At 53.7% G+C, this 20,619-nt stretch carries 22 protein-coding genes; 1 reads left to right on the forward strand and 21 read right to left on the reverse strand.

What is annotated here, in order from left to right:
* Positions 1–108: 108 nt before the first annotated feature.
* Both urtA and NITLEN_RS05950 read right to left on the reverse strand, forming a co-directional pair.
* A complete protein-coding gene (gene urtA / locus NITLEN_RS05945) occupies positions 109–1,377 on the reverse strand; it encodes an urea ABC transporter substrate-binding protein (protein ID WP_121988735.1) in 1,269 nt (422 codons plus the stop codon).
* Positions 1,378–1,537: 160 nt separating this feature from the next.
* Positions 1,538–2,908, reverse strand: coding sequence for a hypothetical protein (locus NITLEN_RS05950; RefSeq protein WP_121988687.1), 1,371 nt, complete (start codon positions 2,906–2,908; stop codon positions 1,538–1,540).
* Between the two features lie 520 nt (positions 2,909–3,428).
* Here NITLEN_RS05950 and NITLEN_RS05955 point away from each other — a divergent pair.
* On the forward strand, positions 3,429–4,265 hold the full coding sequence (locus NITLEN_RS05955; protein WP_121988688.1) for a hypothetical protein: 837 nt from the start codon (positions 3,429–3,431) through the stop codon (positions 4,263–4,265).
* Positions 4,266–4,279: 14 nt separating this feature from the next.
* On the opposite strand, the gene NITLEN_RS05960 is transcribed toward NITLEN_RS05955, so the two are convergent.
* The 19 genes from NITLEN_RS05960 to rpsM all read right to left on the reverse strand — a co-directional run bounded on the left by NITLEN_RS05960 (position 4,280) and on the right by rpsM (position 20,576).
* Positions 4,280–5,545, reverse strand: coding sequence for a GAF and ANTAR domain-containing protein (locus tag NITLEN_RS05960; protein ID WP_181416671.1), 1,266 nt, complete (start codon positions 5,543–5,545; stop codon positions 4,280–4,282).
* A gap of 28 nt (positions 5,546–5,573) precedes the next feature.
* On the reverse strand, positions 5,574–6,710 hold the full coding sequence (aroB, locus tag NITLEN_RS05965) for a 3-dehydroquinate synthase (RefSeq protein ID WP_121988690.1): 1,137 nt from the start codon (positions 6,708–6,710) through the stop codon (positions 5,574–5,576).
* Positions 6,711–6,989: 279 nt separating this feature from the next.
* A complete protein-coding gene (locus NITLEN_RS05970) occupies positions 6,990–8,984 on the reverse strand; it encodes a type IV pilus secretin PilQ (protein WP_121988691.1) in 1,995 nt (664 codons plus the stop codon).
* Positions 8,981–9,370, reverse strand: coding sequence for a pilus assembly protein PilP (locus NITLEN_RS18060; RefSeq protein WP_181416672.1), 390 nt, complete (start codon positions 9,368–9,370; stop codon positions 8,981–8,983). Before NITLEN_RS18060 ends, NITLEN_RS05970 begins: the two co-directional genes overlap by 4 nt.
* Positions 9,371–9,632: 262 nt before the next feature.
* Positions 9,633–10,211: a type IV pilus inner membrane component PilO gene (locus tag NITLEN_RS05980; protein WP_181416673.1), complete on the reverse strand. Its 579-nt coding sequence runs from the start codon at positions 10,209–10,211 to the stop codon at positions 9,633–9,635.
* A 65-nt stretch (positions 10,212–10,276) separates the two neighbouring features.
* Positions 10,277–10,828: a PilN domain-containing protein gene (locus NITLEN_RS05985; protein ID WP_121988694.1), complete on the reverse strand. Its 552-nt coding sequence runs from the start codon at positions 10,826–10,828 to the stop codon at positions 10,277–10,279.
* Entirely contained in the window at positions 10,825–11,910 is a 1,086-nt protein-coding gene (pilM, locus tag NITLEN_RS05990; RefSeq protein WP_181416674.1) for a type IV pilus assembly protein PilM, read from the reverse strand. The genes NITLEN_RS05985 and pilM overlap by 4 nt, the downstream gene beginning before the upstream one ends.
* Before the next feature lie 38 nt (positions 11,911–11,948).
* Entirely contained in the window at positions 11,949–12,161 is a 213-nt protein-coding gene (locus NITLEN_RS05995) for a MerR family transcriptional regulator (RefSeq protein WP_181416675.1), read from the reverse strand.
* A 129-nt stretch (positions 12,162–12,290) separates the two neighbouring features.
* The gene (gene rapZ, locus NITLEN_RS06000; RefSeq protein ID WP_121988697.1) at positions 12,291–13,157 is read right to left on the reverse strand and encodes an RNase adapter RapZ; all 867 of its coding nucleotides are present in this window, start codon (positions 13,155–13,157) and stop codon (positions 12,291–12,293) included.
* Positions 13,158–13,280: 123 nt separating this feature from the next.
* Positions 13,281–13,844, reverse strand: coding sequence for a ribosome hibernation-promoting factor, HPF/YfiA family (gene hpf, locus NITLEN_RS06005; protein ID WP_121988698.1), 564 nt, complete (start codon positions 13,842–13,844; stop codon positions 13,281–13,283).
* Positions 13,845–13,897: 53 nt separating this feature from the next.
* On the reverse strand, positions 13,898–15,406 hold the full coding sequence (gene rpoN / locus NITLEN_RS06010) for an RNA polymerase factor sigma-54 (RefSeq protein ID WP_121988699.1): 1,509 nt from the start codon (positions 15,404–15,406) through the stop codon (positions 13,898–13,900).
* A gap of 18 nt (positions 15,407–15,424) precedes the next feature.
* Positions 15,425–16,174 carry an LPS export ABC transporter ATP-binding protein gene (lptB, locus tag NITLEN_RS06015; protein ID WP_181416677.1) on the reverse strand — a complete coding sequence of 250 codons (750 nt, stop codon included), beginning with the start codon at positions 16,172–16,174 and terminating at the stop codon, positions 15,425–15,427.
* Between the two features lie 29 nt (positions 16,175–16,203).
* Positions 16,204–16,899 carry an LptA/OstA family protein gene (locus tag NITLEN_RS06020; protein ID WP_121988701.1) on the reverse strand — a complete coding sequence of 232 codons (696 nt, stop codon included), beginning with the start codon at positions 16,897–16,899 and terminating at the stop codon, positions 16,204–16,206.
* Positions 16,799–17,371: an LPS export ABC transporter periplasmic protein LptC gene (gene lptC / locus NITLEN_RS06025; protein WP_121988702.1), complete on the reverse strand. Its 573-nt coding sequence runs from the start codon at positions 17,369–17,371 to the stop codon at positions 16,799–16,801. Before lptC ends, NITLEN_RS06020 begins: the two co-directional genes overlap by 101 nt.
* A gap of 160 nt (positions 17,372–17,531) precedes the next feature.
* Positions 17,532–17,960, reverse strand: a complete 429-nt coding sequence (rplQ, locus tag NITLEN_RS06030) for a 50S ribosomal protein L17 (protein WP_121988703.1) — start codon at positions 17,958–17,960, stop codon at positions 17,532–17,534.
* A 21-nt stretch (positions 17,961–17,981) separates the two neighbouring features.
* Positions 17,982–18,983 (reverse strand): DNA-directed RNA polymerase subunit alpha, encoded by a 1,002-nt coding sequence (locus NITLEN_RS06035; RefSeq protein ID WP_121988704.1) that lies wholly within the window; start codon positions 18,981–18,983, stop codon positions 17,982–17,984.
* Between the two features lie 84 nt (positions 18,984–19,067).
* The gene (gene rpsD, locus NITLEN_RS06040) at positions 19,068–19,694 is read right to left on the reverse strand and encodes a 30S ribosomal protein S4 (RefSeq protein WP_121988705.1); all 627 of its coding nucleotides are present in this window, start codon (positions 19,692–19,694) and stop codon (positions 19,068–19,070) included.
* 78 nt (positions 19,695–19,772) lie between these two features.
* Positions 19,773–20,156, reverse strand: a complete 384-nt coding sequence (rpsK, locus tag NITLEN_RS06045; RefSeq protein ID WP_121988706.1) for a 30S ribosomal protein S11 — start codon at positions 20,154–20,156, stop codon at positions 19,773–19,775.
* A gap of 39 nt (positions 20,157–20,195) precedes the next feature.
* On the reverse strand, positions 20,196–20,576 hold the full coding sequence (gene rpsM, locus NITLEN_RS06050) for a 30S ribosomal protein S13 (protein WP_121988707.1): 381 nt from the start codon (positions 20,574–20,576) through the stop codon (positions 20,196–20,198).
* Positions 20,577–20,619 lie beyond the last annotated feature (43 nt).

Raw genomic sequence — 20,619 nt, forward strand, 5'->3', positions numbered from 1 at the left:
ATGTTCAGTGTTCATCCGCCGGGCCAGAACTCCGGCCGCCCTGAATTCCCCTCACGGCAGGGAAACAGAACGGCCGGGCTGGTTCAGCTGGAAAAGCGCCTCCCTCTCTCAGCCCTTCTTCGAGTATGTCCCCTGATGCGTAATCCAATCGCACCCCTTATCGGGACTGGTGTACTCACTCCAGGGCTCCGGTTTCACCAGCCCTTTTGAGCGTGACACGATCTTAAACTGACCGTCTTTGAGAATCTCGCCGATCAGGACCGGCTTGTGCGTGTGATGATTCCCCTGATCCATCAGGATCTCTCCGCCAGGGGCAAGAAACTTCTGGCCATAGACGGCCTTGCGCACCTTATCGACATCGATGGAGCCGGCTTTCTCAACCGCCTGCTTCCAGACATGCACGCCGAAATACGCGGCTTCGATGGGATCGTCGGTCACCCGCTTCTCGCCGTCCGGCAAATTATTCTTCTTGCAGTAGGCCTTAAAGTTCGCCACGAACTGCTTGTTCTGCGGCGTCTCCACGCTCTGATAGTAGTTCCACGCCGCCAGATGACCGACCAGCGCCGTGGTATCCATTCCACGCAATTCATCTTCTGCCACGCTGAACGCCATGATCGGCGCATCTTCGGCTCGCAACCCTTGATTGGCGAATTCTTTGTAGAACGGCACGTTACTGTCGCCGTTGATCGTGCTGATCACCGCCGCGCCGCCACCCGCCGCAAACTTCTTCACCTTTCCGACAATGGTCTGATAATCCTGATGATGAAACGGGGTGTACTCTTCCATGATGTTCGCTTCCGGCACTTTTTTCGCCAGCAGCATGGCGCGCAAGATCTTGTTCGTGGTGCGCGGATAGACGTAGTCCGTCCCGAGGAGATAGAACTTCTTAAATCCACCCCCCTCCTTGCTCATCAGATACTCCACCGCCGGCACCGCCTGTTGATTGACCGCCGCGCCGGTATAAAACACATTGCGCGAGCACTCTTCCCCCTCGTACTGAACGGGATAGAACAACAGTCCGTTGTTCTTTTCGAACACCGGCAACACCGACTTCCGGCTGACAGACGTCCAACAGCCGAACACGACTGCAACTTTATCCTGCAGCAGAAGCTGCTTGGCTTTCTCTGCAAAGAGATCCCAGTTCGAGGCCGGGTCGACGACAACCGGCTTGATCGGCCGCCCCAACACCCCGCCCTTGGCGTTGATCTCTTCGACCGCCATCAGTACGGTATCGCGGAGCGACACTTCACTGATGGCCATGGTCCCACTCAGTGAGTGCAGAATACCGATCTTGATCGGCTCCTTGTCAGCCGCATAGGACAAGGCCCAATTCCCAAGATTGCCGAGCAACGCCGCGATCCCAATGCCGGCGGTCATACGCGCCCCCTTCACTAGGAAATCCCGGCGCGAGGGGTCGGACTGATCGGTTGATGCCGTCACACCTGCTTCGACGATGGTTGAATCAGAATGGTCTTGAGCCATGATGGAACTCCTCTACTCTATATTTCGAGTTGCTATTCAATCATTGTGACTGGGGTTAGTACTGAAACTGGAAGGCGAGGACAAATCGATTGACCTTATCGCCCACCGCATTTTGCGCATAGTTGAATAACCCTTTGGTCGCAATATCGCCATACTGCCAGAAGGCGGATACGCGCGAGTTATACCCGTCGATCACATAGTTCAGACCGCCTTCCCATTCGCTTCGCTGGTTGCTTTGATCCGGCGCAATATAGGTATAGCGGCCGTACGGCTGAAAGCGGCCAATTCCGACCACTTGCGGGAAGAGATACAAGGCATACCCCGTGTAAGAATTCCCCCGAAACATGCCGAAGTTGTTCCCCCCTACGCCGACGACACCACCGACGCCGGGACTGCTAAAGGCGCGCACATCGTAATCGGCAAAGTAGCGCTTGAATTCCGCGTTGATCGTCAGGACGCCCATGTCGTTCGGGAGGAGTTTCTCAAACAGCAGATCACTCGTGAAGATAGTCATATCAGATCGAAACTGGTAGGACCCAGCGCCGTTACTCTGATGGTTGAAGCCGGCGGCTAGCGCGAGAATATCCCCTGCTTTCCCGTAGTACGTGCCACTGGTGTAATACCCCGGGTTTTTTTCTGGATTCCATAGGTTGTAGGTCAATCGACCGGCATACAGCAAGTTCCCGCTTTGATTCGGCCCGCATGGGCCGCCACAGCCAGATCCTGCCGACTGGAGACCCGTGAAGACTCCGAACGAATATTGCAGATGTCCATACCCGGGATCGACTTGTCCCCAAATCACCGCGCCGTTGTCACGGCCATAGAGTCCCGCGCCCCCCTTCCCGAAGTTCCCGCTAAAGTCTGCGGAATTGAACGGCGTCTTAAAACCGTCAAACACGGCGTGAAAATACGGACCGTTCAGCTCGCCGCGTTCTCCCGGAACGAGTAAGCGCCCCACCCACAGGTTCACATAAGAGTTGTATTCAAACTTTCCAATCGCATCAAGAATACCGATGGTGGAATTGCCCCCAAAAAAATTCGTCGCAGAGGGACTTTGCCCTCCCCCTGAACCGTTACCGCCGCCGCCGCCGTTGATTGAACTGGGGCAATTGAAGCATTCGGTATTGAATTCGAACTTGAGATACCGGTTGAGCTGCCCGTTCATATAAATACGAGCATTCTGAATGCCGAAGTTATTGCTATAGTTCTTTCCATTCGCCGACGCATCCTGGAGTGCGGAGAATTCTGCCCGCACGCCCATTCCAATGCTGATCCATTGCTGCTGGTCCGCGCTCGAAATCTTCCCGCCTGACGGAAAGATATCGGCATAGCTGTTCGGCGCGGAGAAGATACTCCCCACTAGCAGTGCCAGGCTCATCTGTATCGCTAAGAGAATTGTGCGCCCTCGAGAGTATTGCGGATTCATGCAGACCGCCTCCTTTTAACTAAGCCGTTCGCTCTCCGATACAACTGGTTTCAATCCAGTCCCTCAGAAATCAACCAACTTGCCGAGGTGCCACGCAAAAAAAAAGCCCTCAAGCCCCGTTGGGCTGGAGGACTTCATTGTCCGCCACTCTGATGTGCTCTAGATGTACTGCTGAGGAACTGCCGTATCACAAACGGGACACTACGTTGTGCCCCAAATACGTAGGCCGCAGTCTAGCCTCGAACGGAATTCCCTGTCAATAGTCTCCCCGAAGACCGCCCCTCTCTCAACACAAACTCAAGCCATCGGGACAGACATGAACGGTTGAAGCCGCCACGATATCTGCGGCGACCGTTATTCTACAGGCCTAATCGGTCGGCACCATGCGGCGGCACGGCCACTCATCACTGCGCGTACCCCGCTCATAAGATTCAGCGTGAGGCGTAAGGCAGTCCCTCATCATTTCACTGCGCCCGTTGCTGTGCTAGACTCTCCAGCGAAATTCTACGAGGACTCACGCATGCGACTCCCCATCTTGGCTTATTGCATTGTCAGTCTTTTCTTTGCCAGTGCCTGTTCTTCGACGGCATCCCTCGACATTATGCTCAAAGAAACCGATCTCGGATCCGTGTATCTTGAACGGTCCCCTGCTCGTATCCCCCCGGCCGCTCATCCGATCAGAATTCAACCGGAGGTGATGACTCAAATTCTTCGCGGGATCACTGCGCAAGAAGAATCCGGACTCTTGGGGAAATTTGCAGGCAGCAAGTCGGAACCGGTCCGAGTCTTCACCGAAGAGCAGGTGCAATTTCTCGCGCCACTCCTGACTGAAGGTCTTACGAAAGCTGCATCGGACCAACAGATTGGATTTCGCCTAGGCCCAACACGTGCCTCAACGGAAATCCAACAAGGGACGGTCTATGCCTATGGACGGTCACTCTATGTCACGTTGCCGTGGCTGTCCACGGTTGCCCGATATGGAGCCGGCGGGAGGCCACTAGCAAAAACCATCGGCTTCACCCCTGAATCCGCCAGGCGACCGGACAGCTACCGCACGGGACCCGACAGTGAGGCGCTCGTCATCATCGACTATGAGCTTCTCGCATTGCAGCCGCAAATCCCCGCCCTCATTCCGTCCCCCACTCCGACCGTAATCCCTGCTCCAGCTTCATCCGATCAAGGCAAGCAAGGAACGGACGCTCAACTGCGCGCCTTACAGGAACAGATGCGTCAAAAAAATGAGGAAGTGGATGGGCTAAAAAAGGAACTACAGGATATCCGCAGGCAACTTACTGAGCCATCAACCGGCACAAAACGAGCACTCCCCAAGTCGAAATCAACACAGGAATCACGATAGCCTCGCCAAGCCCTTTACGGCCTGGCTCCGCTGCCTGCCCGCTCTTCAATCGAACTGGCCAATAAAATCGCCTCAGCGATCTCCCGCATCGACTTCCTCAAATCCATACTCTGACGCTGGATTAGCTTGAACGCTTCATCCTCGGAGAGCTTTTTCGATCGCATCAAGCAGCCTTTCGCCCGTTCGAGCAATTTCCGCACGGCCAGCGCTTCCTGCATTTCGAATGATTTCTCTAATAACGTCGTATGCTCAATGGAGATCGCCGCTTGATTGGCGATGGCTTGCATGAGCCGCACTTCTTCCGACGTGAAGGTACGGGGAACCGACGTGTAACTATTGATCACGCCCACGCACTTTTCCCGCATCATCATCGGCACCGAAAGCAAGGAGCAGAGCCCTTCCTTCGCCGCCAAGTCCGGATACATATAGTCCCGCTCTTTCGTCACCTCGGGCACAATAATCGACCGGCGCCCCTGGACGGCCCTGCCGCTGATGCTCTGTCCGACCTTGAGATTGGGCTTTCGCCGGTACTCTTCACTCAAGCTTTGTGTCGCCACAATTCGCAGTTCTCCGCTGGCTTCGTCCAGCAGCATGATCGAACAGATTTTCGACCCCAACATCTGCGCGGTCATGGTCACGATGAGCTGCAACACATCCTCGGTGATCCGGTTCGAGGCAACCGTCTCGGAGACTTGCGAGAGCGTCTCCAACTGCAGCGCCTTCCGGCGCATCTGGTCGTAGAGTCGCGCATTCTCGATCGCCCCGCCGACCTGATTGGCAATGGTCGTGAGCAGCGCAAGTTCATCCTCTCGATACCTGCGCGAGCGTTTATGCTGCACATTGATAACGCCGCTGACTACTTTCTTGGCAAGAATCGGCACGGATACAAACGCTTGATAGCGATCTTCCGGAAGGTTGTTGAAAAACTTGAACCGAGGATCCTCACTGGCGTTGCTGGGAATCACCACACGAGTCCGCTCGCGGGCCACCCAGCCGGTGATGCCTTCGCCTAATCCGATCGTAATGCGCCCAATCAATCTGGGGTGCGGATTCTTTGATGCCCGCAGGATGAGCTCATCCCGTCCATCGGACAGCAGATATAGCAGACAGGCGTCCGCTTTCGTCACCTCGACCACGACATCCACAATGTGCCGAAGCACGGACTCAAGATCGAGGGTGTTACTAATCGATTCACTGATCCGATGCAAGACATCTACTTCACGAATTTTTTCCCGCAATGCTCGCTCTAGGTGTGCCGCTGAAAGCTTTTTTGATTCCATACCCATAGATCCCACGAGAGAACGTCTCTCACTGCCCCCGTTTCGCTGTGTACCGTGATCGTCCGCTTCCCCCAACCGAAACCGTTTTAAACCACTCCGCAAACGTGCCTCGCTCAATCGGGACAATCCGAACTCGACCGATCGCGTTCGGCCACACGCCTACGACTTTCCCTTGCGAGACCTTCTTGTCATGCTGCATGGCCGACCACACCTTCTCCAGAGAAGGACTAGTCAGACGATCGGACAAACCGGCAGCACGGACGACCGACCTGATTCGATCAACCGTCTTGGAATTGCAATATCCCTGATGCCTGGCTAAATCGGCTTCAAGCACCAGTCCAATGCCGACAGCCTCTCCATGAATCAACGATTGATAGCCGCCTAAGGCCTCCAGCGCGTGTCCGATTGTATGCCCATAATTCAAAATTCTTCGACGATCAGACTCCTGCTCATCCGCCGCCACCACCTGAGCCTTAATCTCACAGGAGCGCTTCACAATCTGCATGACAGCCCGAGGCTCAAGCTTCAAAATGGCTGGCATCGTTCGTTCGAGATATACAAAGAACCTCTTGTCGGCAATGATGCCGTACTTAATCACTTCGGCCAGACCTGCGATCCATTCCCGCTTCGGAAGTGTGCCCAGAAACTTCGTATCAATCCATACGGCCTTGGGCTGATGAAATGCTCCGATAAGATTCTTTCCCAACCGATGATCGACGCCGGTTTTCCCGCCGACACTCGAATCTACTTGCGCGACCAGTGTAGTCGGCACTTGGACGAACGGAATCCCTCGCTGGTAAATCGCGGCAGCAAACCCTGTCATATCTCCGACAACCCCACCCCCCAAGGCCATCAGCAACGACTTCCGTTCGAAGCGCTCCCTCGCCAGGACATCGAGAATCTTCTCAACGGTCGCAAGCGTCTTATTCTTTTCCCCTGGTGGCAATACGATTGAGACCGGATGGAGGCCGGCTTGTTTACATTGCGAGACCACTGCGGAGAGGTAGTGCCGAGCGACATGGCGATCTGTCACAATACCGACACGTTCCGTCGAGGCAAGCGACTGAAGGCGCACCCCAAGCTCGTCGATCAAGCCTGGTTTGATGACAATGTCGTAGCTTCGCGACTTAAGCGACACAGACACTCGCTGTTCTATTTTCCCCATAGTTCTCAACACTCCTCAGAAATCTCCTCAGGCCATACGACGGCTCTTCAGGATCCACACACTACAGAATATGCGCCAGCGGTGAGGTTGCTCCCAAGGAAAAACCGCGTGGATCGTAGCATAGGTTCGGACGAACTAAAAGGTGATCACTTCACTAGTCACCAGAAGCGCTACCATCAGCCGCTGCATAACGCAGACAACTCCTCCAAAATGAATCAGCCCGTACTCGTTGCCAGCTGCAACAAGTACGGGCTGATTCAAAGCCGCATTGCTATCCGACTATGTCGTGCGAATAATCGTCGGAGTCATGAATATCAACAATTCCTGTTTCGACACGCTCTCCGATTTATTCTTAAACAGCCATCCCAGGACGGGAATTCGTGACAGGTATGGGACTCCCTGCACGTTGTTATTCTGAGTATCAACAAACACACCACCGATTACCATCGTCTCGCCATCTCGGACAATAACCTGGGTCGTCGCTTCACGACGATCAATACTCGGACCAGCGGGGTTGCTTCGAGCACCGACCGCATTTCGAGTGGCACGAACCTTCATGAGAATCTGCTTCCCTACTTCCTTCGGGTCGCGCGACGTAATCTGCGGAGTGACGTTAAGCTCAAGGTTGGCATCCACAAACGTAGTCTGCGTTCCCTGGAGCGACGTAGTTTGGAACGGAATCGATTCACCCTGCGAAATCTTTGCTTCACGTTTATCCAGTGTGGTGATCTTGGGGGCCGCGATCACTTTGCTCAATCCCAACAACTCTCCGGCAGACAGCCGTAAATCTAAGGCAAAGCCAGGAGCTAACTTGCCAAACTGATACCCGATGGCCGGAACCGCTGGAAGTCCGCCGACCTGCGCGGGAAGATTGACGATAAAGTCTCGAGGGATTGTGGTTGTGCCAGTACCTCCGGTTGGAGCAAATGCGCCCGTCGAATTCCCAAAGAAGTTGAATGAGTTGGAACCAAAGTCACCGTTTTGAATGCCCCATTGAATACCCATACCACGAGCGTACACCGTATCAGCTTGAACGATGCGCGCTTCGATTTGAACCTGAGGAACCTGGAGATCCAAGCCATCTACCAATTGTTTCATCACTGCAAGCTTGGTTTCGGTATCTCTCACAATTAGCGCGTTGCTTCCTGCGCTGATATTCATGACTCCGCGAGGACTCAAATACTGCCGCAAAGCCGTTTGAAGCTCCTGCGCCTGGAGGTTCCTGATATAGAACACTCGGTCAACCAGCTCCTCGGCTTTGGTCTTCGCTTCTTTTGCGCGGGCTTCTTCATCCTGCTGCTTGGCAATGTTCGTCAGCGTATCAACCCACACAATCGTTCCCTGGCGAATCATGCCCAGCCCATTCATCTTGAGCAGCATGTCCAGGGCTTGATCCCATGGTACACTGACAAGCTTCATGGTTACCTTAGCCTTAACCCCCTCGCCCACCACGATATTAAATCCACTAACCTCAGCAATGAGCCGAAGAATGTTGGTGATATCAGCCTGCTGAAAATCTAACGAGATCCGGCGGCCGGCAAAGCGTGTCTGCCCGGCAACCAGATCATCTCCTCGGGGATCGCTTTCAGGAACGGTACTCTCCGTAGCCATCTGAACGGTTCGGATCTTAAACTTCCCTTGAGCAGACCCTATGATCTGTCCCTTCTTGACTCGCGTCTCCCTCGGCATCACCTGTCCAGGATCTGCAAAACCACCACCGCCAATTCCAACAGGATCGGCAATACTCCCCGCGATTGAAGTGGCCCCATTCACTGGAGCAACACTTGCCTCCACCGCTCTCGGTTTTAGCGAAACCAGAATGTCATGTCCAACGGGAGTGACCGAAAATGAGGGGCGTCCAAGCAGTTCGAGAACAAGGCGAACTTTATCCGCATGATATCCAACTCTGACTTTCTTAAGAAGCTGATGCTGGCCTGACACAAGGGGTGATTTGAGCGCCGACGACACCGAGATAAGATCGACGATCAGCCGATTCTCGTCTAACAATCGAGCGGAAGAGAATAATTTCCCATCGCCCTTCACAAGAACTGTCACCTCATCCCCTTCCGGACGGACTTCAATCTTGGTCACCATTTGAGCTGGAACATCGATCGCATTCGGCGCGATGGGTGCCTGGCTATACGCCCGTTCCTCAAGACCAGCCGCTTGAGGAGACAAGGCCTCGGCTTGAATATTCTGAGCACTCAGCAAAACGCCTATCATGCCCAACCACCATGCCCGGCGAAACGAAGTATCTGCCACTAGTGTTTTCATTCTGCGCCCTCTTTCGGGTGAAGAAGCTTCACGTATTCTCGCTCCTGTTTCTTCCCATAGACATCGGTAAACCGTTCTTGCACGATAATTCCTCGCTCCGTAATGGCACTCACGACACCATTATTCTGCCCTAAGCGGGTCCCTCGTCTAACCGCATATCCATACCCCTCAGGAGTCTGAACCATCGCGGTGTACCCATACGCCCCCCACACAATGGCGATCAAATTCAGCTCCGTCAAATTGACGCGTTGCAGTGGAGGAAGGTTGACATCCATTTTCCCCGGCTGCAGTTGCTGCACAACCGGCGCAAACGGATCTCGACGACCTGATGGATCATATCCAAATCCGCTCCCACCTTCAGAAAAAGAGGACGGAGATGAGAGCACTGCCTCTCCTTCAACCGAAGGATTGGCCATCAACGTCGGAGCTATGGTTTGTCGTTGGACTTCGGGAACGGCAGGCAACTTGATCGAATCTTGTCGTAGCGGGTTGATTTGACTTGGTGGACTCAACGTCCCTGCACCGACTTCCTCGCCTACTCCCACAAGGACACATAGCATCATTCCGCTAAGGAAGATAGTGCCCACTGAAATCCTGGATACACTGACTATCCGTGCCACACTAGACATTTGCATAGCTCCTCAATCGCTATTTGCCCACCGGAGCTGGCGTCCCAACATTTGCCGCCGAAATTGCGGCAACCTGCTTTTCCGGGGGAGCCGCATATGCCACAAGATCAAAATGCGCCTGAGACACGATTCTCCCCTGCTCCATCTTCGGCGTTCCCATCTTGAGACCAGAGACCGTAATGATTCTGGGCAACCGATTAATACGATCAAAAAAAAGTGCGGTTGTATGATAGGCTCCGCTGGCTTCGACCGCGACAGGCATCTTCACGAAAAGCTTCGACGCGTCTTCGATCTGAGCTCCCGGCCTCCACAACTTAATATCAAGCCCCAGACGGACACCGAGATCAGATACTTGCTTCAGCAGCATGACCGCTTCTTCTTCCGGAGGAAGTCGCTCCTTCTTCTTAGCCAATTCGATTTCAAGCTGCTTGTTAGCAGCGAGCAGTTCGTCGAGATGCTTCGCCTTGATCGTGAGGGTCTGAACTTCTCCATCCAATCGCGCATTATCCGCTTGAAGCATGTCAATCGAAGCAGCTTTTGGCTCTGCAATATAGAAGTAAAACCCGGCCAGCAGCACCCCCACGAGCAGCCCCAGCAAGGCCAGCTTCTGTGGAGCAGGGATACTGCGGAGCGTCTCCAAATTGATAGAAGGCAACGCCATACTCAGCCTTTCAGGCGAAATGCCAGTTTGAACTGATAAATATTGATCTGGTTTTCTACTGCAGCCTTACTTTCTTGTAGACTGATGTTTGCAAAAAAATCGGTCCTGCGTAGATTATTGACGAACTCGACCACATCGTCATTCGTCAACGCCTTCCCTTCCACCTCTACATTTTCAGCGGATAGCTTCAAATTGGTGAGCCAGACTTTCAAAGGCTCGATGCTTTGGCTCACAAAGTCCAAAACCTTGACCGGCCCAACTCGTGCCGAATCAAGCTGATCAATCACGCGATTCTTATCCTCTAGCAGTTTCTTCTTCTGCTCAAAGTCCTGAACCTGCTTCACCTGCTCTTTGAGCTGTACCACTTGTTTCTCTTTAGCAAGCTTCTCCTCCTGCCGAGCCTCGATTGTTTCGTCAAGAGAAGACGAATACCACCAACAACCTGCAATCGTGATCAGAAGCACACCGACACCCAGGAGAGCCTGCGCTCGAACATCATACTGAGGTTTGGCGGTGCGCCCTTTAGGCCCAGGCAGTAGATTAATGCGAATCATCGGTCCCCCACTGATCTCAAGGCCAGCCCCACCGCAACAGAAGCGAGCGGCGCTATTTCAGCCAGGGCATCCTGATCAAAGTCACTTCCCGATGTATCAATTTCACCAAACGGATTGGCAACTTCGACCGGCGTTTGCATGCGGTCGCTCAACTGCTGCACGAGCCCACTGACACGCGCAACCCCGCCGCATACTAAGACGCGATCCAGTCCCACGTTTGAAGCAGAGGTCTTGAAATAATCAACTGTTCGGGCAATCTCTGACGCCACTTCTCCATTAACGCTGTCAATCACACTGTCAAGAGAACCCCCAGCAGCCATCCCACTTCGCTCGCCCTTCTTGGTCTCTTCGGCCTCTTCATAGGACAGGCCCATCTCTCGCTGAATCGCTTCAGTATAACGATTCCCACCCAACGGGATATCTCGGGTAAATAAGGACACGCCACCGCGAATAATATTGACATTCATCACACTGGCACCCAAATTTACCAGAGCCGTCGTCTCATCCTGGGCCAGGGGATAGTTAATCGCGTGCATGTTTTCAATTGCAAAGGCATCGACATCCATAACCATCGGCGTCAATCCGGCACCCTTGACCAACTCGGTCAACTCATTAATCTTATCTTTCTTTGCCGCCACAAGAATAACCGACATCTCCCCGGACCCCTCGCCTGAGGCATCAACAGGGAGTACATGGAAATCAATATTCACTTCATTAATATCGAACGGGATGTATTGCTCCGCCGCCAATCTCACTTGCCCCTCCAGCTCCTCATCGGGCATGGGAGGCAAACTGATTTTCTTCACAATGACGGCATGACCTGATATGGATACCGCGACCTGCTTGTTCTTGACGTTCGATTCCTCGAACAGCTCGCGAATTGCTGAGACAACCCGTCCTTCGTCCATGACCGTCCCATCCACGATCACTTCTGGCTCCAACGGCTTCATGCCAAACTTCTGGAGATAGTATCGCCCCTTACTTTCTCTCAGCTGCACCAATTTAATTGCGCTCGACCCGATGTCGAGCCCAACCAACTGACGCTTGGGGGTCAGTAAGGACACAATGTCGGTTTCAAACATGTTTTTAAAAGTGCTTAACATATCCCTCACCCGCTACTCTACAGGACAAACTTTCGAGCGCGAATCATTTTCTGAATTTCAGCCACATTCTCCCGCGTATACAGCCGCCAGTTTCGCCAGTCGCGAGGAGGCCCAGAAATCAACCCCTCGCGCTCCCACCGAAACAACGTGGCTTTGGATATATCGAACAAGTCGCACACCTGATTCGTCTTATACCCTGAGATCTTGCGAATCGCGTTTCGTTTCTTCACGTGAGAAAGTGCCTGAGGGAAGCTGGGTTCTGCAGGTACAGGGTAAGTATAGTCAATATGCTCGACCTGTCAAGCAACGCGACCAAACTGGCAGGAAGTAGCTCAAGCTCCAACGGCTCAGAATCCTACTTAAGACTTCTGCAGATCTCGATGCTTAAGAATCACTTCGTGGCCGATTGCGCCAAGGCTTTCCCGAAGCCGGCCGGCAATCGCTACCGATCGATGACGCCCGCCGGTGCACCCAATAGCAATGGTGAGATAGCTGCGCTGTTCACGTTCGTAGAGAGGGATCAAGAACTTCAACATACTCTCCAACTGCGCCAAGAGATCAATGGCGTCAGGATCGGACAACACAAAGGCGCGAACCCGCGGGTCATCTCCGGGAAGAGGCTTGAGGTCGGGAACGAAAAATGGATTCTTCAAAAACCGAACGTCAAACAGCAAGTCAATATCGTAGGGAACACCAAATTTGTATCCAAACGTCAGCAACGTCACCGTCAACCGCCTAGTGACGGGGCCACGAGAAAACTCCTTCGTCAAAACGTCACGAAGTTCGTGCACAGTCAGATCAGACGTATCGATAATCCGATCAGCATGGCGGCGCAACTCCGCAACCCGTTCCTTCTCAAACCGAACTCCCTCTAAAACTGGCAAATGTGGCAACAACGGATGCGGGCGACGCGACTCAGAAAATCGCCTAACAAGAACTTCATCCCGGGCTTCCAGAAAGAGCAGACGAATCGCATACCCGAGAGCTCTCACCCGCTCAAGCGTCCCGACTAAATCAGCAAAGAAGACTCGTTCGCGAACATCGACACCCAGTGCGACGTTCGAGATCTCCCCGCCTTGCTGATTGCATAATTCCACGAACGTCGGGATCAACGCAGGAGGGAGATTATCGATACAGAAATAGCCGGCATCCTCGAACGCCTTCAGTGCGTGCGACTTGCCGGATCCTGAAAGGCCACTGACGATGACGAGGTTCAGCTGTGCCATACGACTCTAGTGGAGACCACGCACGGTGCTTGGGAAGAGAACCAAACAATACACACTGATAATACCCGCAGTTTTCCGTTCGCCTGAACCGAAGCTAGGAGTTGCCGCCTTCAAGGCGAACCATCACTCTCCGGCTCCCGGGAAGGAATGCCCCCGTCGCCCCTCTGCGAAAGGCTCAATCAACACTACCCGCCCGCTGACACTCCGCTGAAGCACGTGAAGACTCCCAGTCTCCACATTTGCAAACAATAGAAAGGCCTCACTGTGACCGCCAAATCGGTCATGCGCCTCTGAGAAGGAGAGAACCGGCACTGCTCTTCGTTCCACCTTGAAGACTGGGACTTCTTGCCACTCAGCAGCCAACGCGCGCACCGATCGGACTCGGGTCGCCTTGGCAGGCTTATGACTGACCAAGCGCTCTTTCAGTTTTCTGAGTTGCCCGTCAATGCGATCCACCAACGCGTCAATCGTCGCATACATTTCTCGCGTCGAGGTTTTCGCTTGCACGCGCTTCCCGTGGACCATACAAACGGCTTCCGCCTTATGCTGAAGCTTCTCCACGCTCAAGACAACCTGAATCATCCCCGCTTTCACTTCGTACCGATCAAGCCGATCGAAACGTGTCTCAAGATACCGGCGAAGTGCCGACGTCACATCCATGTGGCGACCAGTAATTCGTAGCTTCATACGTAATGTCTCCTTACGTGAACTATCTCTGCCCCACACTCACCGGGTGCAGACTAAAAATGGCGTTTCCTCTGACTGGCAGAAGGAATGTTGTCCTCGGCGCGATATTTCGCCACCGTGCGCCGCGCGATCAGCACTTGCTGAAGTTTCAAACGCGCCGCGATTTCCTCATCCTTCAGTGGACGCTGCGTATCCTCTTCGGCAATCATCTTCCGGATCATTTCTCGGACCGATACGGACGACATCATGTCAGACGGTTGATCCGCCCGCTGAAGTCCCGCGTTAAAGAAGAACTTCAGTTCAAGCATCCCTTGCGGACAATACATATACTTATTGGCGGTAACACGACTGATCGTCGATTCGTGCATTCCGATATCTTCCGCCACCTGCTTGAGAACCAACGGCTTCAGATGCTCAATCCCTTGCTCGAAAAACTGCTCCTGAAATTTCACAATACTCGTCACAACTTTGACGATCGTCTTATTCCGCTGATCGATGCTCCGAATCACCCATTGGGCGGCTCTGAGCTTTTCATCGAGATACGACTTGGTTTCAGCAGTCCCTCCGTCTCCAGCCGTGATCAGTTGCTTATAGTACGGACTGATCCGCATACGGGGCAGGCCGTCATCATTCAGTAATACGACCCATTCCCCTTCGTTCTTGACGACAAACACATCCGGCACAATGACGTAATTCTGAGTATTCGTGAATGGACGGCCGGGCTTGGGTTCAAGATCTCCGATCAACTTCGTCGCTTCGAAGACTTCCTCAACAGTGACACTCAAGGCTTTGGCGATCTTGGCATACTGTTTTTTTTCAAGATCCTTGAGGTGATGCTGGATAATACTTTCGACCACGGCCCCCTTCAGTGCACCCGGCCTTGCGCCGAGCGACCCCATCGGGTTTTTGCCCAGGTGGCCGAGTTGAAGCAGGAGGCACTCTGGCAAGTCCCGCGCTCCGACGCCAGTGGGATCAAAGGTCTGAATATCTTTGAGAACCGATTCAGCCTCTGTTTCCGCAAACTCGCTTCCATTCACGACTTCAGCCAGAGTGATTCTCAAATAGCCATCGTCATCTAAATTTCCGATGAGTAGACGTCCAACCGCCTTCTCTCGCTCTGAAAGACCTGAGAGTGAGAGCTGCCATAGCAAATGCTCTTCCAGCGACGTCGCTTTGGCCACCGTCTGCTCATAGGAGGGAAACTCATCTTGAGAAGAGGAGGGATATTCCGAATCCCCGGCGCGACGATCAGAACCAAAGTATTCTTCCCAACCCGAAGCCGAAAACTCTTCGGGCGAACCTCGCTCTTCCGGCGTTCCCGCCTCTTCCGCGTTATCCTGTGTAGCCGCTGTGGCGGGGTCTTCCGTTTTTCCCTCCGCTGCCGCCGCTTCAGCCTCCTCAACTTCAGCCTGCACTTCGTCGAGAAGCGGATTTTCGAGCAGGTGCTGAGTCAGGCTTTGCTGCAACTCAAGCCGAGAGAGCTGCAACAGCTTAATCGCCTGCTGCAACTGCGGCGTCATAATCAGCTTCTGGCTCAACCTCAAATCGAGACGAAGTTTCATAACTGGATAGCAACCCTTCTACAGCTTGAATCGCTCCCCGAGATACACGGCCCGAGCGGTTTCACTCTTTACAATAGCCTCCGGAGAACCGGATTCCAGGATCAATCCTTCATTAATAATGTAGGCACGATCGGTAATCGATAACGTTTCTTGAACATTATGATCCGTAATGAGAATCCCAATCCCCTTGTCCTTCAGACGAAGGATAATCTGCTGAATATCGGCTACCGCAATCGGATCAATTCCGGCAAACGGTTCATCCAAGAGCATGAAAGATGGGCTTGTCGCTAAGGCTCTGGTGATTTCCAATCGACGCCGTTCTCCCCCTGACAGTGCGTATGCCATACTGCCACGAATATGCAGGAGATCGAGATCCTTGAGCAACTCATCGACCCGCGCCATCCGCTCACCACGAGGATAGCCTAGGATTTCCAAAATCGCCAAGACATTCTTCTCTACGGAGAGGCGGCGAAAGACCGACGATTCCTGCGGGAGATACCCGATCCCTCGCCTGGCCCGTTGATACATCGGTAGGTCCGTGATGGACTCGCCGTTAAACGTAATTTCCCCCTCATCCGGCTGGCAGAGGCCCACGACCATATCGAAGATCGTGGTTTTCCCGGCACCGTTCGGACCGAGAAGCCCGACCACTTCACCGGCACGCACTTCAATAGCCACGCCCTTCACGACTTTTCGCCCGCGAAAACTTTTCTCTAACCCGCGCGCACGCAAGCACGATGTGTGTGGACCGGCTACCGAATCCGGCATCTCGACTAATTTCGATTCAGTTCCCTGACTCATTTCACTCCGCCATGTTCGCCATCGATCAGGAGATGCGACCCTCCCTCAACAACACTGCGATCTTCATCAAGATATATAACAATCTTCTCTCCACTGACTCGTGTTCCCTTCTCCCAAGCCACCGGATCCCCAGTCAAGGTCACCACCCGACGACTATTGTCGAACACCGCCTTGTTAGACGTCGCATTTCCGGTCTCTTTTTCGATGCGCACATGGCCAGTCGCTTCAATCTGCTTGACGGATCGCCCTGAGGCTCCCGGCATCACATCGGCGCCCTTGCCCATTGGCTTGGTTGCAACAGAGGGTTCATTCTTTTTGATGTCACCGGGCTCCCCTTTCTTGGCATCCTCGGACTGAGGGGAAAACGAGACGACCATCTTGTCAGAATAGACCATCAATGTCCCTTGAGTCAGAATGACGGACCCTTCAAAAACGGCCTGACTATCCTGATTGCGCACAGTCATTTTTTTTGCGGTAATGGTTGTCGGCGCCTGGGTTGGGGTTGGGGTTGGGGTTGGAGCTGGGCCTGCCCCTTTAGCAACAGCGGCACCCGCTGTTGCGACAGATTCGGCTGTGACTGGAGCCAAGAAGCTAAGAACCAGAAACGAGATCCACATGAACATCATCAAGTACCTCAAACTCTTCTGACTCCGTCCGTCCCAACAATCCGATCCCGGTAATCTCCAATCCATTGCCGACAATGCGGACAGGATCACCGGTCTGAATAATCTTGGTGGCATCGGTCCAGGCCAGGTGATTGGTATAGATTGTATATCCACTTCCGGTTGCAATAATCAGCGGATCCGTTCGATTCGCCAACACAAAGTTTTTCGTCGCTGTATCGAGGGCGCCCTCGTCTCCAAGAACAGTCACCTCTTTTCCGGCTTGCCCATACAATGTCACTTCAACATCGCTCAGAACTGCGCGCTTCTCTTGTTCAAACAAGCGTGCCTGCTTGGCCTGCACTCGCCATTGCACCACATCGCCCTTGGTCTGCGTGAAGGTAAAGTCCGAGATCTTTGCGTCTGCACTTTCAATAGCGCCTGGCGCAGCAGACTGATTTGTGGGAGCCGAATCAGCGTTTACAAACAACAGATAAACCAGGAATGCCGCCAGCGCTCCACTCACAGTAAGGAGGCTTCGCCTGGCTAATACGTCCCACATACATCACCCTAGCCACCTGATAAGTTCATTGAAATTCTGGCACGATAGTAGCACCGAGGATCAGGCAAGTAAACGCCTGTAACTGGCCAGAAACAGAAAGAGCTCCTCACGCATATCACGCGAGGAGCTCTTTCTATTCAACACACAAACAAGTCTAGCGCTAGGCAGAGGCTTCTGGAGCAGCGACAGGAGTAGTCGTTGCAGGAACCGTGGCGGCCTTGGAAGCCTTCTCCACCATCGTCACCAATTCGATCGCCACCATTTCAGCGCCATCGCCGATGCGGCGGCGAGTCTTCACCATACGGGTGTATCCGCCCTGCCGATCCTTGAATCGTCCGGCGACATCGCTGAACAGCTTTGAGACCACATCCTTGCTTCGGATAAACGCGAGGGCTCGCCGGCGAGCCGGCAGGGTTCCTTCCTTCCCTAACGTAATCATCCGATCAGTAAATCCGCGGATCTCTTTTGCCTTCGCTTCGGTCGTCTCAATGCGTTCATGCTCCAAGAGCGAGGTCACAAGACTCCGGAACAAGGCCCATCGATGCTTCGTCTGCCGACCAAGTTGACGGCCTTTTTTTCTGTGTCGCACGGCATTCCCCTTCGCTGAAAATTACTCTGACTGCGAACTCCCGTTGCTGGAGGATCCGGCTTCAACCCGTCCTCCCAGCGTGAGCCCCATCTCCAACAATATTTCTTTGATCTCATTCAGCGACTTCTTGCCGAAATTCTTCGTCTTGAGCATTTCGTTTTCCGTCTTCTGGACCAGATCACGAATGGTCTTGATGTTGGCATTCTTCAAGCAATTCGCCGCTCGAACGGAGAGCTCGAGCTCATTCACGCTCCGAGAGAGATTCTTATTCTCTTCAAGTTCCGACTCATCATATCCCGCCTCGCGCTTGCCTTCACCGCGCTCTTCAGGGTTGATGAAGATATCGAGATGATCGCGCAAAATATTCGCCGCCGTCGACAACGCATCGCGTGGACTGATGGTCGCATCTGTCCAAATCTCCATCGTCAACTTATCATAGTCCGTCATGCGACCGACGCGCGCATTTTCCACATGAAAGTTCACACGCTTAATGGGCGAGAATACGGAATCGATCGCGATAACACCGATCGGCAATCCTTCTTCTTTATTGCGCTCGGCCGGGACATACCCGCGACCATGCTTTACCGTCAATTCAATGTCCAGCGTCGCATCCTTATCCAACGTGGCAATATGCAAATCAGGCGTGAGAATGGTCACATCGGCATCGTGGATAATATCGGAACCCTTGGCTTCGCCTGGCCCCTTCTTTCTCAAACGAATCGTCTTGGGCTTATCAGTGTGCAACGCCAATCGCAGGCTCTTGATGTTCAAGATAATGGACGTCACATCTTCCGTGACACCCGGGATTGTCGAAAACTCGTGCAGTACGCCCTCAATTTTCACCGTCGTCACGGCGGCTCCGGTCAACGACGACAACAACACACGACGAAGTGAATTTCCAATCGTGGTACCGAACCCCCGCTCAAACGCCTCGGTGGTGAATCGACCGAACACTGGGGAATTCGCATCTTTATCGACTTCAACCCGCATCGGGATCTGAAAGTCTTTCATCGCTTTAATCATGACTCCCCCTTCACAACCATCGAGTGACCAGCATACCGATAGGGATGATGCAAAACGTAGGCGGCTCCCTACCGGCCCAATGTGCTATCGAGAATACAATTCGACGACCATCTGCTCGTTGACAGGCAGCGTGATCTGTTCCTTTGTCGGCAAAGCGCGGATGGTGCCCTTGAGCGTACCCTTATCGAGTTCCAGCCAATCAGGAATCCCGCGTCCATCGACACCTTCTAATGACGATTGGATGGAGAGCAAATTCCGGCTCCGCTCACGCACTTGAATCACATCCCCCGTCTTGACCGTGGCTCCGGCAACATTGATTTTCTTGCCGTTCATGGTCAAGTGACCGTGACTCACAATCTGCCGGGCTTGCTTGCGAGACGCGCCAAATCCGAGACGGTAGGCCACATTATCCAAGCGACATTCCAACAACCGCAACAAAGCATCGCCGGTGACACCAGATTGCCGCTCCGCCTTTTCAAACAGACCGCGGAATTGGCACTCTTGCAATCCGTAAATTCTCCGCAGTTTCTGCTTTTCGCGCAACTGCAAGCTATAGTCAGAATTCCTGGGGCGCCCCTGACCGTGCTGCCCTGGAGGATAACTCCGCCGCTCGATGGCACACTTTTCGGTCATGCACCGAGTGCCCTTCAAAAAGAGCTTCTCGCCTTCGCGCCGACAGAGACGGCAAACTGGACCCCGATACTTAGCCACTGCATTACCTCCGGTTACAGGACGCCTGAATTCTGGCGCCAACATTGCTGCAGACTCGAACCTTGACGCTCCCCGCGGCTAGACACGCCTCCGCTTCGGTGGACGGCAACCGTTATGGGGAATCGGCGTAACATCGCGAATCAGATTGATGCGCAGGCCAGCGGCCTGAAGCGAGCGAATGGCTGATTCACGACCAGCCCCAGGCCCGTTCACGTACACATCGATTTGACGCATGCCACTCTCCATGGCCTTACGGGCAGCCGCTTCACCGGCACGCTGTGCCGCAAAGGGGGTACTCTTGCGAGAGCCCTTAAAGCCCTGATTGCCAGAGCTGGCCCAGACGACCGTATTACCGCCCATGTCGGTAATGGTGACAATCGTATTATTGAAGGATGCCTGGACATGCGCCACACCGGCCTGAACGATCCGGCGTTCCTTCTTCTTGCCCTTCTTCACACTCATAGACACTCCTTCACTTCAGAGCACGAGCGATCCGCTCGATCATCTGGCTGTCGGTTTCGGTTTGCTTGTCACACCAGCGCGTCGGCCCTTGCGCGTTCTGGCATTGGTCTTCGTGCGCTGGCCACGCACAGGCAAGCCTTTTCGATGGCGAAGACCTCGATAGGTCCCGGTGTCGATCAATCGCTTGATGTTCAGGGACGTTTCCTTGCGAAGGTCCCCCTCGACACGGTGATCGCGATCAATAATTTCTCTGAGCTTGACGATCTTATCTTCACTCAGATCCTTGATCCGAATCGAGCCATCCACGCCAGCCTTCCGCAGAATTTCTCGTGCGGCGGCCCGCCCAATTCCGTAGATGTACGTGAGGCCGATATCGGTCCGCTTGTCTCTTGGCAAATCGATGCCTGCGATGCGTGCCATGATCTCTCCTCTTTCCTATTCCCTAGACGAGCACAGACCAACC

Origin of the sequence: Nitrospira lenta (assembly GCF_900403705.1) — a bacterium.
GTDB classification, from domain to species: Bacteria; Nitrospirota; Nitrospiria; order Nitrospirales; family Nitrospiraceae; genus Nitrospira_D; species Nitrospira_D lenta.

Bases quoted from the DNA above. Each gene is read 5' to 3' on its own strand.
- urtA (WP_121988735.1), bottom strand. From the start codon at position 1,377: ATGACCGCCGGCATTGGGATCGCGGCGTTGCTCGGCAATCTTGGGAAT.
- NITLEN_RS05950 (WP_121988687.1), bottom strand. From the start codon at position 2,908: ATGAATCCGCAATACTCTCGAGGGCGCACAATTCTCTTAGCGATACAG.
- NITLEN_RS05955 (WP_121988688.1), top strand. From the start codon at position 3,429: ATGCGACTCCCCATCTTGGCTTATTGCATTGTCAGTCTTTTCTTTGCC.
- NITLEN_RS05960 (WP_181416671.1), bottom strand. From the start codon at position 5,545: ATGGAATCAAAAAAGCTTTCAGCGGCACACCTAGAGCGAGCATTGCGG.
- aroB (WP_121988690.1), bottom strand. From the start codon at position 6,710: ATGGGGAAAATAGAACAGCGAGTGTCTGTGTCGCTTAAGTCGCGAAGC.
- NITLEN_RS05970 (WP_121988691.1), bottom strand. From the start codon at position 8,984: ATGAAAACACTAGTGGCAGATACTTCGTTTCGCCGGGCATGGTGGTTG.
- NITLEN_RS05985 (WP_121988694.1), bottom strand. From the start codon at position 10,828: ATGATTCGCATTAATCTACTGCCTGGGCCTAAAGGGCGCACCGCCAAA.
- pilM (WP_181416674.1), bottom strand. From the start codon at position 11,910: ATGTTTGAAACCGACATTGTGTCCTTACTGACCCCCAAGCGTCAGTTG.
- rapZ (WP_121988697.1), bottom strand. From the start codon at position 13,157: ATGGCACAGCTGAACCTCGTCATCGTCAGTGGCCTTTCAGGATCCGGC.
- hpf (WP_121988698.1), bottom strand. From the start codon at position 13,844: ATGAAGCTACGAATTACTGGTCGCCACATGGATGTGACGTCGGCACTT.
- rpoN (WP_121988699.1), bottom strand. From the start codon at position 15,406: ATGAAACTTCGTCTCGATTTGAGGTTGAGCCAGAAGCTGATTATGACG.
- lptB (WP_181416677.1), bottom strand. From the start codon at position 16,174: ATGCCGGATTCGGTAGCCGGTCCACACACATCGTGCTTGCGTGCGCGC.
- NITLEN_RS06020 (WP_121988701.1), bottom strand. From the start codon at position 16,899: ATGGATTGGAGATTACCGGGATCGGATTGTTGGGACGGACGGAGTCAG.
- lptC (WP_121988702.1), bottom strand. From the start codon at position 17,371: ATGTGGGACGTATTAGCCAGGCGAAGCCTCCTTACTGTGAGTGGAGCG.
- NITLEN_RS06035 (WP_121988704.1), bottom strand. From the start codon at position 18,983: ATGATTAAAGCGATGAAAGACTTTCAGATCCCGATGCGGGTTGAAGTC.
- rpsK (WP_121988706.1), bottom strand. From the start codon at position 20,156: ATGAGTGTGAAGAAGGGCAAGAAGAAGGAACGCCGGATCGTTCAGGCC.
- rpsM (WP_121988707.1), bottom strand. From the start codon at position 20,576: ATGGCACGCATCGCAGGCATCGATTTGCCAAGAGACAAGCGGACCGAT.